Below are 13,625 nucleotides of genomic sequence, written 5' to 3'. Positions count from 1 at the left end.
TTCCATCCAGCGGAAGGGTCCGGCATGGCTGCGAGCGTCACTTCACGGGCTCTCGCGCTGCTCGGAGCGTTCGACGCGGAGCACCGCAGTCTGACGTTGAGCGAGCTCAGCCGCCGCTCCGGCCTGCCCTTGGCGACCGCGCACCGGCTCGTCGGCGAGCTGCGCGAGTGGGGTGCGCTGGCCCGCCTGGCCTCGGGCGAATACGTGATCGGGCGTCGGCTGTGGGATCTGGGGCTGCTCGCGCCGGTGCAGTCGGGACTGCGTCAGGCCGCGTCGCCGTTCCTGCACGACCTGTACGGCGCGACCCTGGCCACCGTGCATCTGGCGGTCCGCGACGGCTGCGAGGTGCTCTACGTCGACCGTCTGGCCGGGCATGTGTCGGTGCCGGTGGTGAGCAAGGTCGGCTCCCGGCTGCCGCTGCACGCCACGGGGGTGGGCAAGGTCCTTCTCGCGTACGCCCCGGAGGACGTACGGCAGGAAGCTTTCGGCCGGCTCGTGCGGGTCACCCCGTACACGATCACTCAGCCGGCCCGGCTCGCCGAGCAGCTGCGCAAGGTCCGAGCGGACGGGTACGCCACCACGGGCGAGGAGATGAGCCCGGGCGCCTGCTCGGTGGCGGTGCCCGTACGGGGTCCGGCCGACGCGGTGGTGGCCGCGCTCGGCATCGTCGTGCCCGACCTGCGACGCGAACAGGCCCGCCTGGTGGCCGCGCTGCAGGTGGCCGCACGCGGGATCGCCCGCACGATGGCTTCCGGTCAGTGGAAATAGGCTCTTGCCGGTGCGGCGCGGCTGCCGTTGGCTGGGCCCATGCGCACCCAGGTCGCCATCATCGGCGCCGGCCCGGCCGGTCTGCTCCTCGCCCATCTGCTGCACCGCGGCGGCGTCGACGCGGTCGTGATCGAGACCCGCTCGCAGGAGTACGTGGCCGCCCGCATCCGGGCCGGCATCCTGGAGAGTTCGAGCGTCGACCTGCTGGAATCGGTGGGGCTGGGTGAGCGGCTGCGGGCCGAGGGGCACGAACACCGCGGCATCTATCTGCAGCTGCCCGGCGAACGGCACCACCTCGACTTCGTCGACCTGGCCGGGCGCAGCGTGTGGGTCTACGGCCAGACCGAGGTGCAGAAGGACCTGGTCGCGGCGGGGACGGCCCAGGTCTTCTACGAGGCTTCCCAGGTGGAGCTGCATTCCCTGCAGGACCGGCCGTACGTGACGTTCACGGACTCCTCGGGTGCGGCGCAACGGCTGGACGCGGACGTGATCGCGGGCTGCGACGGGTCGTTCGGGCCCTCGCGCGCCGCCGCCACCCCGGGCGAGCGGTACGAGCGCGTGTACCCGTACTCGTGGCTCGGGATCCTGGCCGACGTGGCCCCGTCGACCGACGAGCTGATCTACGCGTGGCACCCCGGCGGGTTCGCCCTGCACTCGATGCGCTCGGAGACCGTGAGCCGGCTCTACCTGCAGGTGCCGAACGGGACGGACCCCGCCGACTGGCCCGACGACCGGATCTGGGCCGAGCTGGCGACCCGGCTCGGCCACGGGCAGGACGGCTGGAAACTGACCCCGGGCCCGGTCACCGACAAGAGCGTGCTGCCGATGCGCAGCTACGTGCAGACCCCGATGCGGCGCGGCCGGCTCTTCCTGGCCGGGGACGCCGCGCACATCGTGCCCCCGACCGGCGCCAAGGGCCTCAACCTGGCCGTGGCCGACGTGGCCCTGCTGAGCCGGGCTCTGGTGGCGCTGCTGATCGACGGCGACGCCCGGCTCGCCGACAGCTACTCCGACGACGCGCTGCGCCGGGTCTGGCGCTGCACCCACTTCTCGTGGTGGATGACGACGATGCTGCACGCCTCGGGCGACCCCTTCGACGCCCAGCTGCAGCTTTCGCAGCTGCGCTGGGTCACGTCGAGCGAGGCCGGCGCGACGGGCCTGGCCGAGAACTACGCGGGCCTGCCGATCGGGTTCTGACCGGACTCAAAGCCGGCCGAGGTCAACCTCGACGCTCCCCAAGCCAAGATACCGTGGCTCCGGCCCGTCCACGCCCACCACCTCCAGGCATGCACAGATGAACATATGCGCAGTTCAATGCGGGCGGGATTCCCTCGGGTGAGGCACTGGCGGGGTGAGGTCGGGCAGGTATGTTGGGGCGCGGCCGACCGCATTGGAGTGACTCTTGCCCCCGTCCCGCCTCGATGCCGAGGACATCGACTGGAACTCGCCGGATCAGCCTCCGGACGGCAGTGAGCAGGCCGCGCCCGGCGACGGCGAGCCGCACCAGCACCGTGGCGGCGAGCCGCACGGCAAGGGCGAGCGGAAGATCGGGTCGCTCGAAGTGCTGGCGGGGCTGCTGGTCCTGCTGGTCGTGTTCCGGGGGCCGCTGTCCGACCTCGTCTCCGGGCCCGCGCTGCAGACGTGGACGACCGTGTTCGTGTCGGTGCTCGTGCAAGCGGCGCCGTTCCTGGCGTTCGGGGTGGCGTTGTCGGCCGTGATCGCGGTCTACGTGCCCCGGTCGTTCTGGGCCAAGGCCCTGCCCAGCCATCCGGCGCTGGCCGTGCCGACGGCGAGCCTGGCCGGGGTGGTGCTGCCCGGGTGTGAGTGCGGCAGCGTGCCGATCGCGGGGTCGCTGATCCGGCGCGGGGTGACACCGGCCGCCGCGCTGGCCTTCCTGCTGGCGGCGCCGGCTATCAACCCGATCGTGCTGACGGCCACGGTGGTCGCCTTTCCCGGCCGGCCCGAGATGGCGGTCGCCCGCGGTGTGGCCAGCCTGGTCGTGGCGGTGCTGATCGGGTGGTTGTGGCTGCGCCTGGGCAAGACCGAGTGGATCAGGCTGCCGCACCGGCCCGAACTCGACGACCTGTCGCGGGCCCGGGCGTTCTGGGCCGCCTGCCGCCACGACGTGCTGCACGCGGGCGGCTTCCTGGTGGTCGGCGCGGCCGCCGCGGCCACGATCAACGTGGTGGTGCCCGAGGCCTGGCTGTCGTCGCTGGCCTCCAGCGAGGTGCTCTCGATCATCGCGCTGGCCGTGCTGGCCGTCCTGCTCTCGATCTGCAGCGAGGCCGACGCGTTCGTGGCCGCCTCGCTGAGCCAGTTCTCGCTCACGTCCCGGCTGGTGTTCCTGGTGGTGGGGCCGATGGTCGACCTCAAGCTGATCTCGATGCAGACCGGGGTGTTCGGCCGCCGGTTCGCCTCCCGGTTCGCGCCGGCCACGTTCGTCGTCGCCGTGCTGGTCGCCAGCCTCGTGGGGGTGGTGGTGCTGTGAACCGGCTGACCCAGGGCGTGATTCTGCTGCTCTTCGGGGGCGCGATCCTGCGCGCCTCGTTCACCGATCTCTATCTGCGCTACGTCAAGGAGGGGTTGCGGCCCTTCCTGATCGCCACCGGTCTGCTGCTGGTGGCCGCGGCCGTCATGACGATCTGGTATTCGTGGCGGTCGGCCGAGCAGACCGGGCACGACGAGCACGCGGAGCACGACGACGACGGGCACGGTCACGGCGAGCACGGGCCGCGCGTGGGCTGGCTGCTCATCCTGCCGGTGCTGGGGCTGCTGCTGGTGGCGCCGCCGGCCCTGGGGTCGTACGCGGCCAATCAGGCCGGCAGCGTGGTCGCGGCCCCGGTCGGCGACTCCGACTATCCCCCGCTGCCCGAGGGCCCGACGGTCGAGCTGAGCATGATCGATTACGCCTCCCGCGCGCTGTTCGACGACGGCAAGAGCCTCACCGGCCGCGACCTCAAGCTGACCGGCTTCATCACCACCGCCCCCGACGGCGCCCCGATGCTGGCCCGCATCGTGCTCTCCTGCTGCGCCGCCGACGGCCGCCCGATCAAGCTCGGGCTCACCGGCCGGGCCCCGATCGACGTGCCCGCCGACACCTGGGTCGAGGTGACCGGCGTCTACACGGGGCAGCGCGGCAAGGACCCGGTGAACAACGTCGACGTCGCCTTCCTCGAGGTGAAGTCGTGGCAGGAGGTCCCCCAGCCGAAGCAGCCGTACGCGTGACGGCGACGATCGAGCGGGCCGCGCCGCCGGGGACGCCGCGCCGCCATCGCTGGACGACCGCCGTCGCGCTGGCCGTCGCCCTGGCCGCCGGGACCGCGCTGATCGCGGGCGGACCCGGCGACGACACGACGACGGCGAAAGGGCCGCCCGCCCGCACCAGCGCGTCGGCCGCCTGGCCCGGCGCGCAGCGGGCGGACATGCCGGCCGGGCTGGCCGACGGCCCGCTGTTCGCACCGTCGATCTTCGTCGACGCGACCACCGCGGTCGGCACCGCGCCCACCCCGGCCGGGTCCGAGCAACGCCTTCTCCTCCGTACGGGAAACCAGGTCCGGGAATGGCGCCGGCTCCCGCTGGACGGCAATCCGCAGTTCGAGGCGTTCACGGTCAGCGACGGCCGGGTCTTCTGGGTGGAGTCGGCGGCCGGGCGCGGGACCAGCCTGTGGACGGCCGCCGTCGCCGGTGGGCCGGCCCGCAGGCTGCTGGCCGACATGGGCCGTGCGGTGTTCTTCGGCAATCAGTACGACCTGGTGGTGGCGGACGGGCAGGTGCACTGGACGGCCGCGCCGGATGACGGGGCCGAGCAGACCGAGGTGCGCTCGGTTCCCGTCGGCGGGGGCCAGGTCTCCGTACGCACCGAGCCCGGCCAGTGGTCGCTGTCGGCCTGGCCGTGGCTGGTCGACGACGGCTCCACATCGGGTGAGCCCCGGCTGCGCAACCTGGCCACGCGACGCGACGTCCCGATCGCCGCGGCCGGGGCCATGGACGTGCTGACCTGCGGCCCGGCGTGGTGCCGGTCGATGGTGATGGGTGCGGAGACGCTGGCCCGCATCGACCTCGTACGGCCCGACGGCACGGAACGCCGCAAGATCGCCGGCGGGGCCGCGCAGTCCGCGATCACCGACGTCGCCGTGCTGGACCGGTTCGAGGTACTGGCCGAGCCGGGCCCCGACACCGACGTGACCGGGGCGGCCGCGCTGGTGGTCTACGACATCGCGACCGGCCGTACGGTCGACATCGCCCCGGACGCGGACGGCGCGTTCGCCCGCGGCGGCATGCTCTGGTGGTCGACCACCAAGGACGACGACGACATCACCTGGCACACCCTCGACCTGCGAACCGTGTGAAGGAGGGCGCCGCCGCGGGGACGGTCCCGGCGGCGGCGCCCCTGACCTGACCGGCGCCGGATCAGCCCGACACCGGGCGTCCGGTCAGGTCGTGGAACATGTCGCGCCGTTGAGCGTGAAGCCGGTCGGCGCGGCATTGTTCCCGGTGTGGTTGGCCTGGAAGCCGATCGAGACCGAGGAGCCGGCCGCGATCGTGCCGTTGTAACTCGCGTTGCGGGCCGTGACCGCGCCGGACGTGGGCGCGTAGGTGGCGTTCCAGCCCGACGTGATCGTCTGCCCGGCGGCCAGGGTGAAGCCGAGGCTCCAGCCGTTGATCGCCGTGCTGCCGGTGTTGACCACCGTCAGCTGCGCGGTCAGCCCGCTGTTCCAGGCGTTGACCGTCGTGGTCACCCGGCACGCGCCGCCAGCGGGCGGAGGCGTGGTCGGCGGGGGCGTGGTGGGCGGAGGTGTGGTCGGGGGCGGCGTGGTGGGCGGAGGTGTGGTGGGCGGCGGGGTGGTCGAGCCGTCGAGGCCGAAGAACGCGATGGCCAGCCGGGCCATGCCCGCGAGCGGCAGGTTGTGTCCGGCCCCGGCCACGCTGATGCCCTCGACCGGCGCCTGCACGGCGGAACTGCCGTAGCGGGTACGGGTCCAGCCGCTCTGCGGTGTGTCGGTGAACGACGGGGTCTGCGAGACACCGAGCACGTTCGTCCACTGCTTGATCTCCTCACCGAAGTTCGGATACCGCAGCGTGGTGTCGTTGACCCCGTGCATGACCTGCATACGCGGCCGCCGGCCGGTGTAGCCGGGGTAGGCCGTCCGGACCAGATCACCCCAGGCCTGCGGCGTCCTCGTCACCTGGCCGTTGGCGCAGGCACTGTTCCACAGCGAGCCGTCGGTGGTGGCGAAGCAGCCGAACGGCACACCCGAGAACGCCGACCCGGCCGCGAACACGTCCGGGTAGTCGCCGAGCAGGACGTTGGTCATCATCGCGCCCGAGGACGCCCCGGTGACGAACGTGCGGTTCACGTCGGTGCCGTACCGCTGCTGCACGTAGCGGACCATCGACACGATGCCGGCCGGGTCGCTGGTGCTGTTGTGGGTCAGCGCGCCCGGCGTGGACACGTCGAAGCACTGGCCGGAGCGGGTGGCCGACGGGTAGACGACGATGAAGCCGTACTGGTCGGCGAGCGACGCGAACTCCGTACCGGAATAGAAGGCCGGACCGGTGCCCGTGCAGTAGTGCACGGCGACCAGCAGCCCCGGGTTCGCGGCGAGCCGGTCCGGGACGTACAGGTGCATCCGGAGGTTGGTCGGGTTGGTGCCGAAGCCCGTCACCTCTTGCAGCGACGCGGCCTGGGCGGGCAGGGCGGGAACGGACAGCGCGAGACCGGCGGCCGCCAGCACGGCGACCACGGCCCGCCAGAGAATCCTCATGGCGATCTCCTTGGGAAGGCCGCGGGCGCCCGGTGGAAAGCGCCCGCGGCCGGGCCGATCAGCGGGCCGTGCAGATGGCCGACGAGGGGCCGGTGCCCGTGCCCTGGAAGCCGAACTCGGTGCTGGCGCCGGCGTTGACCGAGCCGTTGTACGCCACGTTGCTGAAACTGGTGCCGCTGGCCTGCGCGTTCCAGCTGTTGGTGACGGCCGCGCCGGCGGGCAGGGTGACGTTGACGGTCCAGCCGCTGAGGCTCGACGCGCCCGCGGTGACCCTGACCGTGGCCACGAAACCGCCGTTCCACTGGTTCAACGAGATCGTCGAGGTGCAGCCCGAACCGGTCGGCGGCGTGGTGGGTGGCGTCGTCGGCGGGGTCGTCGGCGGGGTGGTGGTGGGCGGCGTGGTCGGCGGCGGCGTGGTGGTCCCGCTGTTCAGGGCGTCGAGAACGGCCGTGTACGCCGCTTTCTTGTTGCCCGAGCCGTCGAAGAGCAGCGGGGTGCCGCTGGCCCGCCACGAGTCCGAGTCACGGATGCCCCACACGGTGATGCCGTTGCAGCGCGTCACCGCCAGGCAGGCACGGGTCGCGGCGGCGAACGAATTGGCCTGCGCGGTGCCGGAACCCTCGATGTCGAGCTCGGTGATCTGCACGTCGACGCCGAGGTTGGCGAACCGCTGCAGGTTGGCCTGATAGTCCGAGGGCAGCGGGGACTGCGCGTTGAAGTGGGACTGGAAGCCGACGCAGTCGATCGGGACGCCGCGCGCCTTGAAGTCCTGCACCATCGCGTAGACCGCGTTGCTCTTCGCGTTCTGCCCGTCGGTGTTGTAGTCGTTGTAGCAGAGCTTGGCGGCCGGGTCGGCGGCCCGCGCGGCCCGGAACGCGGCCTCGATCCAGTCGTTGCCGGTGCGCTGCAGGTTGGAGTCGCGGCGGGCGCCCGAGCCACCGTCGGCGAACGCTTCGTTGACCACGTCCCACGAGTCGATCTGGCCCTTGTAGTGGGTCGCGACCTGGGTGACGTGGTTGAGCATGGCGTTGCGCAGCGCGGTGCCGCTCAGATTCTGGGCCCAGCCGGGCTGCTGCGAATGCCAGGCCAGGGCGTGCCCGCGCACCTTGGCCCCGATGCTCTTGGCCCGGGCCACGATCTGGTCGGCCGAGCCGTAGCTGAACTGGCCTTGCGTCGGCTCGGTGGCGTCCCACTTCATCTCGTTCTCGGGCGTGACCGAGTTGAACTCCCGGTTCAGGATGCCCGAGTACGTGGAGTCGCTGAGCTTGTACGCCGCGACGGCCGTGCCGAAATAGCGGCCCGAGGCGGCCGCGGACGCGCCGAGCGTGGTGGCCGCGTTCGCGGTGGAGGCGACGCTCACCGCGCCGGCCGCGACGAGCAGGCCCAGGGAACCGGCGAGGACGTGCCGGGAACGTTTCATGGCAGGTGCCTTCCGAGCTGTGAGGGGGATGGCACGGACCGGAGGCGCCGGTGGAGGAGCCCCGCGAACCGCTACAGCAGAAAGTGACCCGGATCGATCGAAACGTTAACGGCAAGTTCCGGAAACCACAACGCCCAATGTTGTTTCCGATTAGCCATGGGCACGCTCCCGACCGACATGAATACCCCTCAAACGGACGGGGTCCGGCCGAAAGTTTCGGCGACATGCGCCCGAGAATGTGAACGGGACCGGACGGGGTGAGGTGCCGACGTTAGGCGCGGGCGGCGCTGCGGCCGTTGAGGCGCAAGTCGGCGTCGATGGCGGCCGTGGCCGCGAGCAGCGGGGGCAGCAGCCGGCGGCGCATGGCGTCCACAGTGGCCCGTGCGGCGTGCACCGAGATGTTGACGGCGCCGGCCACCGCCCCGGCCCGGTCGTGGATCGGGGCCGCGATCGCCCGCAGCCCCTCCTCGAGTTCCTGGTCGACGATCGCGTAACCCTGAGCGCGAACCCGGGTCACCTCGGCGCGCAGCGCGTCGGCGGCGGCGACCGTCCGGGCGGTCAACCGATCGAGTGCGACCCGCTGCAGATACGCGTCGAGGGCGGCCGGGGGCAGTGCGGCCAGCAGGACCCGGCCCATCGACGTGGCGTACGCGGGAAAACGGGTGCCCACATTGATCGACACGGCCATGATGCGGCTCGTCGGCACCCGGGCCACGTAGACGATGTCGTCGCCGTCCAGAATGGACAGTGAGGAGGACTCGTGCACCTGCGACACCAGACGTTCCAGGTGGGGCGCGGCCACGTCCGGCAGCGACAGGCCGGACAGGAACGCGTAGCCCAGTTCGAGCACGCGCGGCGTGAGGCTGAACAGGCGCCCGTCGGTGCGCACGTAACCCAGGTCGGCCAGGGTGAGCAGGAAACGGCGGGCGGCGGCCCGGGTCAGGTCGCAGATCTTCGCCACCTCGCTGAGCGTGAGCTCGGGGCGGCGCGCGTCGAACGCCCTGATCACGGCGAGCCCGCGCTCCAGCGATTGGACGTGGTCCGGACTCATCGGCCAACCTGTGGAATCGATGAAGATCGTTGACCGGACACGGCCCACATCCTAGCGTTCACATCGAGAACTATCGTTCGCAATGCGCACAGCTTACCGGAGGCTACGAATGCGACGTGTCTTCATAGGGATAGCTTCAGCAGGGCTTTTGTTGGCGGCGACGGCCTGCGGTTCGTCGGGCGGCTCGTCCGGCGAGACCGGCTCCGACGGTGCCGACCAGGTCAAGGTCGGCGTGATTCCGATCGTCGACGTGGCGCCGATCTACCTCGGCAAGGACAAGGGGTTCTTCGCCAACCGCAACATCGAGGTCAGCATGGAGGCCGGTCAGGGCGGTGCGGCCATCGTGCCCGGCGTCGTCAGCGGCCAGTTCCAGTTCGGCTTCAGCAACATGACCTCGCTGCTCATCGCGCAGACCAAGAACGTGCCGATCAAGACGGTGTCGGCCGGGGTCGCGTCGACCGGCGAGCAGGGCAAGGACTTCGGCGCCGTCATGGTCAAGGCGGACAGCCCGATCAAGACGGCGGCCGACCTGGCCGGCAAGAAGGTCTCGGTCAACACCCTCAAGAACATCGGCGACACGACCGTGCGCGAATCCGTGCGCAAGGCGGGCGGCGACCCCAAGAACATCACCTTTGTCGAGATCCCGTTCGCGAACATGCCCGCGGCCCTCCAGGAGGGGCAGGTCGACGCGTCCTGGGTGGTCGAGCCGGCACTGTCGGCGGTCAAGGCGGCGGGCGGGCGGCTCGTGGCGTCCAACTACGTCGACGCCGCGCCCGACCTGACCGTGGCCGCCTACTTCACGTCGGCCAAGCTCGCCGGTGAGGACGCCGACCTGGTCAAGCGGTTCACCGAGGCGATCAACGAGTCGCTCACGTACGCCGACGCCCACCCCGACGAGGTGCGCGCAGTCCTCGGCAGCTACACCAAGATCGACGAAAAGACGCGCGGCGAGCTGATCCTGCCCAAGTGGCCGGTCGAGATCAATCAGGCCTCGGTGGAGACCCTGGCCGAGCTGGGCCGGCAGGACGGCATTTTCGAGGGAGCGACCCCCGACGTGGCCAAAGTCCTGCCGTGAAAGGCCTCTACGGCCTGGCTGGTCTGCTCCTGCTCGTCGAGGCGCTGCCGCGGCTCGGGCTGGTCGACGACGGCTACCTGCCGCCGGCCACCCGGATCGCGGCCGCCCTGGGCGACGAGGTGGTCACCGCCGGGTTCTGGCAGGCGGTCGGCGACACCCTGACCGGGTGGGCGATCGGCCTGGCCATCGCGGTCGTGGCCGGGGTGGTGATCGGCGTCGGGATCGGCGCGGTGCCGGTGCTGCGGGCCGCGACCGCGTCGACAGTCGAGTTCCTGCGGCCGATCCCGTCGGTCGCGCTGATCCCGCTGGCCGTGCTGCTCTACGGCACCGACCTCGGCTCGACGCTGCTGCTGGTCGTCTACGCGGCGTTCTGGCAGGTGCTGGTACAGGTGCTCTACGGGGTGGCCGACGTGGACCCGATCGCCGAGGAGACCGCACGCAGTTTCCGCTTAGGCGCCTGGGCCCGCATCCGCAACGTCCTCTGGCCGACCGCCCTCCCGTACGTCTTCACGGGCGTCCGCTTGGCCGCGTCGGTGGCCCTGGTGCTGGCCGTGACGGCCGAACTCGTGATCGGCGCGCCCGGGCTGGGCAAGATGATCGCGGTCGCGCAGACCTCGGGTGCGGTGCCCGACATGTACGCCCTGATCGCGGTGACCGGCCTGCTCGGCGTGGCCATCAACCTGGCCGCCCGCCTCTTCGAGCGGCGCACGCTGGCGTGGCATCAGTCCGTACGGGGGGAGGTTGCCTCATGAAAAGGGTCGCGTACGTGCTGGGTCTGCCGGTCGTGCTGTTCGCGGGCTGGTTCCTGATCAGCGCGGGCAGCGAGAACTTCTACGCTCCCCCGCTGAGCGACATCCTGCGCGCGTTCGGCAAGACCTGGACCCTCGACCGGCTGAACGCCGACGTGTTCCCCAGCCTGCTCCGCCTCGGGGCGGGCTATCTGCTGGCGGCGGTCATCGGGATCGCGCTCGGCGTCGCCGTCGGTCTGCACCGCGGGCTGCGGGCCACGCTCGAACCGGTGCTCGAGTTCTTCCGGGCCGTCCCGCCGCCCGTCCTGGTACCGGTGATCATGCTGTTCGCGGGCATCGGGGACGGCATGAAGATCATCGTCATCGTGTTCGGCTGCGTCTGGCCGGTGCTGCTCAACACGGTCGAGGGTGTCCGCGCGGTCGACAGCGTGCAACTCGCCACCGCCAAGGCGTACGGGATCGGCGGCGCCGCCCGCATCCGCCAGCTGATCGTGCCCTCGGCCTCGCCCCAGATCGTGGCGGGTCTGCGGCAGTCCCTGGCGATCGCGATCATCCTGATGGTGATCAGCGAGATGTTCGCGGCCAGCAACGGTCTCGGCTTCACGATCGTCCAGTTCCAGCGCAGTTTCGCGATCCCCGAGATGTGGAGCGGGATCATCCTGCTCGGCCTGCTCGGCTTCGTCCTGTCGCTGCTGTTCCGGCTGGCCGAGCGGCGGGTGCTGCGGTGGTATCACGGTCTGCGCTCAGTGGTGAGAGGTCGTTGACGATGCTCGAGGTGCAAGGACTCCGCAAGGTCTACCCGGGGCGAAGGGAGGTCGAGGCACTGCGCGACCTGAGCTTCACGGTGGGCAACGGCGAGCTGGTCTGCCTGGTCGGGCCGTCCGGCTGCGGCAAGACCACCCTGCTGCGCTGCATCGCCGGCCTGCTCGAGCCCAGCGGCGGCACGATCAGCCTGGACGGGCGCGCGGTCAGCGGGCCGCCGCCGGGCCTGGCCATGGTGTTCCAGGAGTACGGGCGCAGCCTGTTCCCGTGGATGAGCGTGCGCGACAACGTCGAGCTGCCGTTGAAACAGAAGAAGCTTCCCCGTACGCGGCGGGCCGAGCTCGTCGAGGAGGCGCTCACGGCGGTGGGGCTCGCGGGCACCGAGCCGGCGTACCCGTGGCAGCTCTCCGGCGGCATGCAGCAGCGGGTGGCGATCGCGCGGGCGGTCGCCTACGAGCCGTCGACGCTGCTGATGGACGAGCCGTTCGCCGCGGTCGACGCGCAGACCCGGGCCGACCTGGAGGACCTCGTGCGGGCGCTGTGGCAGCGGCTCGGGGTGACCGTCCTGTTCATCACCCACGACATCGACGAGGCCGTCTATCTGGGGCAACGCGTCGTGATGCTGTCGTCGTCGCCCACTGTCGTGCAGGACGAGATCACGGTGGACCTGCCCGCCGAGCGTGATCAACTGCACACGCGGGCCGATCCGCGCTTCACCGAGCTGCGCACGCACGTCTACGAGCAGATTCAGCGAGCCAAGCGCGCGCAGCCCGCATAGGTTGCGCTAGTTCCCTTTCCCGCGCCGGATCGTTTCCGGTGTGAAGCTCCTCTGCGGACCGACGTCCGGGTGACCGTCGCATGACCACGGGTAACCGGCGATCGGCCCTTAGCACCACCCACATGGTGCGCAAACGGGGGGATGTGCAAAGCTGCGCGCTACATCCGCAGCTCTCATTGTTCGGAGCCCTTCATATGGCATCGTTCCTCTCCCTTGTTGCCGGGGTCGTCGTCGGATTCGTCGCCGGGTGGTTTGTGCGCGGACTGCGGTCCCCCAAGCCCACCGCCACGGACGCGCCCGCCCCCACCACCAGCGCGACGGCCACCTCCGCGGCCGCCGAGGCCCCGACCACCGAGGACGAGCCGAAGGCCGACGCGGCCGTGACGCCCGAGCCGGTGGCCGCGCCTGTCGCCGTCGCCGAGCCCGTCGTCACCGAACCCGACACCAAGTCCACCGTCGCCGAGGCCGTCGACGCCCCCGCCTCACACGAGCCCGAGCCGGCCGCCGCTGTCGCCGTCGCCGAGCCGGTCGTCACCGAACCCGGCTCCGAGCCGGCAGTCACCGAAGCCGTGGACGCCCCCGCCGCCGTCGTGGCCGAGCCGGCGCGGGCCCCGCAGCCGATCTCCGCCACCGTGGCCGTCGACGAGCCGCTGGCCGAGACCGTCACCGAGCCGATCAAGCGCGCCTCCGAGCCGGCGCGCCCGGCCGGCGAACCGGTGCGCCCGGCCGAGCCGGAGCCCGTCGCGGTCACCGCCGAGCCGACGATCGTGTCCCCGCCGGCCGCCGAGCCGACGCCGGTGGCCACCTCGAAGCCGGCCCCGAAGCCGCGGGCGGCCCGCACCCGTGCGGCCAAGCCGAAGCCGGTCGCGGCCGTGCCCGGCGCCGACGCGGCCGACGAGGTCGCCGCCGTGCCCGCCCCCATCGCGGTGGCGGAGCCGGCCGTGTCCACTGCGGACACCACGGCCGCGGTTCCCGGTGTCGGCGAGGCCGACGAGGTCGCGGCTGTGCCCGCGCCGGTCGCGGTGGCCGTGACCGAGCCCGACGACCTCACCCGGATCGCCGGCATCGGCCCCAAGATGGCGATGGCCCTGGCCGCTTCGGGCATCACCACGTTCGAGAAGCTGGCCGACACCGACGTGGCCGCCCTGCGCGCCGCCGTCACCGGGGCCGGGCTGCGGCTCGCGCCGACCCTGCCGACCTGGCCCGAGAAGGCGAAGATGCTCGCCGGCAGCTGACCCTCGCAACACCCGATGCCCG

The 13,625-nt window shown here is 71.6% G+C and carries 13 protein-coding genes; 10 read left to right on the top strand and 3 right to left on the bottom strand.

Annotated elements, in window-relative coordinates:
* Positions 1-24 precede the first annotated feature (24 nt).
* The 5 genes from BKA14_RS03555 to BKA14_RS03535 all read left to right on the top strand — a co-directional run bounded on the left by BKA14_RS03555 (position 25) and on the right by BKA14_RS03535 (position 5,117).
* Complete coding sequence (locus BKA14_RS03555) at positions 25-768, top strand: IclR family transcriptional regulator (protein WP_184949503.1); 744 nt, start codon at positions 25-27, stop codon at positions 766-768.
* A 39-nt stretch (positions 769-807) separates the two neighbouring features.
* Complete coding sequence (locus BKA14_RS03550; protein WP_184949502.1) at positions 808-1,965, top strand: 4-hydroxybenzoate 3-monooxygenase; 1,158 nt, start codon at positions 808-810, stop codon at positions 1,963-1,965.
* Between the two features lie 235 nt (positions 1,966-2,200).
* A complete protein-coding gene (locus BKA14_RS03545) occupies positions 2,201-3,256 on the top strand; it encodes a permease (protein WP_184956528.1) in 1,056 nt (351 codons plus the stop codon).
* Positions 3,253-3,993, top strand: a complete 741-nt coding sequence (locus BKA14_RS03540; protein ID WP_184949501.1) for a TIGR03943 family putative permease subunit — start codon at positions 3,253-3,255, stop codon at positions 3,991-3,993. Before BKA14_RS03545 ends, BKA14_RS03540 begins: the two co-directional genes overlap by 4 nt.
* Positions 3,990-5,117: a hypothetical protein gene (locus BKA14_RS03535; protein WP_239093750.1), complete on the top strand. Its 1,128-nt coding sequence runs from the start codon at positions 3,990-3,992 to the stop codon at positions 5,115-5,117. Before BKA14_RS03540 ends, BKA14_RS03535 begins: the two co-directional genes overlap by 4 nt.
* Before the next feature lie 84 nt (positions 5,118-5,201).
* On the opposite strand, the gene BKA14_RS03530 is transcribed toward BKA14_RS03535, so the two are convergent.
* The 3 genes from BKA14_RS03530 to BKA14_RS03520 all read right to left on the bottom strand — a co-directional run bounded on the left by BKA14_RS03530 (position 5,202) and on the right by BKA14_RS03520 (position 9,004).
* Entirely contained in the window at positions 5,202-6,533 is a 1,332-nt protein-coding gene (locus BKA14_RS03530) for an extracellular catalytic domain type 1 short-chain-length polyhydroxyalkanoate depolymerase (RefSeq protein WP_184949500.1), read from the bottom strand.
* 58 nt (positions 6,534-6,591) lie between these two features.
* Positions 6,592-7,953 (bottom strand): glycoside hydrolase family 10 protein, encoded by a 1,362-nt coding sequence (locus BKA14_RS03525; protein ID WP_184949499.1) that lies wholly within the window; start codon positions 7,951-7,953, stop codon positions 6,592-6,594.
* 271 nt (positions 7,954-8,224) lie between these two features.
* The gene (locus BKA14_RS03520; protein ID WP_184949498.1) at positions 8,225-9,004 is read right to left on the bottom strand and encodes an IclR family transcriptional regulator domain-containing protein; all 780 of its coding nucleotides are present in this window, start codon (positions 9,002-9,004) and stop codon (positions 8,225-8,227) included.
* Between the two features lie 151 nt (positions 9,005-9,155).
* Here BKA14_RS03520 and BKA14_RS03515 point away from each other — a divergent pair, with 151 nt between their 5' ends.
* The 5 genes from BKA14_RS03515 (at position 9,156) to BKA14_RS03495 (ending at position 13,603) form a co-directional block, all read left to right on the top strand.
* On the top strand, positions 9,156-10,079 hold the full coding sequence (locus BKA14_RS03515; protein ID WP_260416382.1) for an ABC transporter substrate-binding protein: 924 nt from the start codon (positions 9,156-9,158) through the stop codon (positions 10,077-10,079).
* Complete coding sequence (locus BKA14_RS03510) at positions 10,076-10,831, top strand: ABC transporter permease (RefSeq protein WP_184949496.1); 756 nt, start codon at positions 10,076-10,078, stop codon at positions 10,829-10,831. Before BKA14_RS03515 ends, BKA14_RS03510 begins: the two co-directional genes overlap by 4 nt.
* Positions 10,828-11,592 (top strand): ABC transporter permease, encoded by a 765-nt coding sequence (locus BKA14_RS03505; RefSeq protein ID WP_184949495.1) that lies wholly within the window; start codon positions 10,828-10,830, stop codon positions 11,590-11,592. The genes BKA14_RS03510 and BKA14_RS03505 overlap by 4 nt, the downstream gene beginning before the upstream one ends.
* Positions 11,593-11,594: 2 nt before the next feature.
* Positions 11,595-12,368: an ABC transporter ATP-binding protein gene (locus BKA14_RS03500; RefSeq protein WP_184949494.1), complete on the top strand. Its 774-nt coding sequence runs from the start codon at positions 11,595-11,597 to the stop codon at positions 12,366-12,368.
* 194 nt (positions 12,369-12,562) lie between these two features.
* Positions 12,563-13,603 (top strand): helix-hairpin-helix domain-containing protein, encoded by a 1,041-nt coding sequence (locus BKA14_RS03495; RefSeq protein WP_184949493.1) that lies wholly within the window; start codon positions 12,563-12,565, stop codon positions 13,601-13,603.
* Positions 13,604-13,625: the final 22 nt, after the last annotated feature.

It is taken from the genome of Paractinoplanes abujensis (assembly GCF_014204895.1).
Taxonomy (GTDB): Bacteria; Actinomycetota; Actinomycetes; order Mycobacteriales; family Micromonosporaceae; genus Actinoplanes; species Actinoplanes abujensis.
The sequence above is the reverse complement of the archived record's forward strand: the minus strand, read 5'-3'. Positions and strand labels throughout refer to the sequence as shown.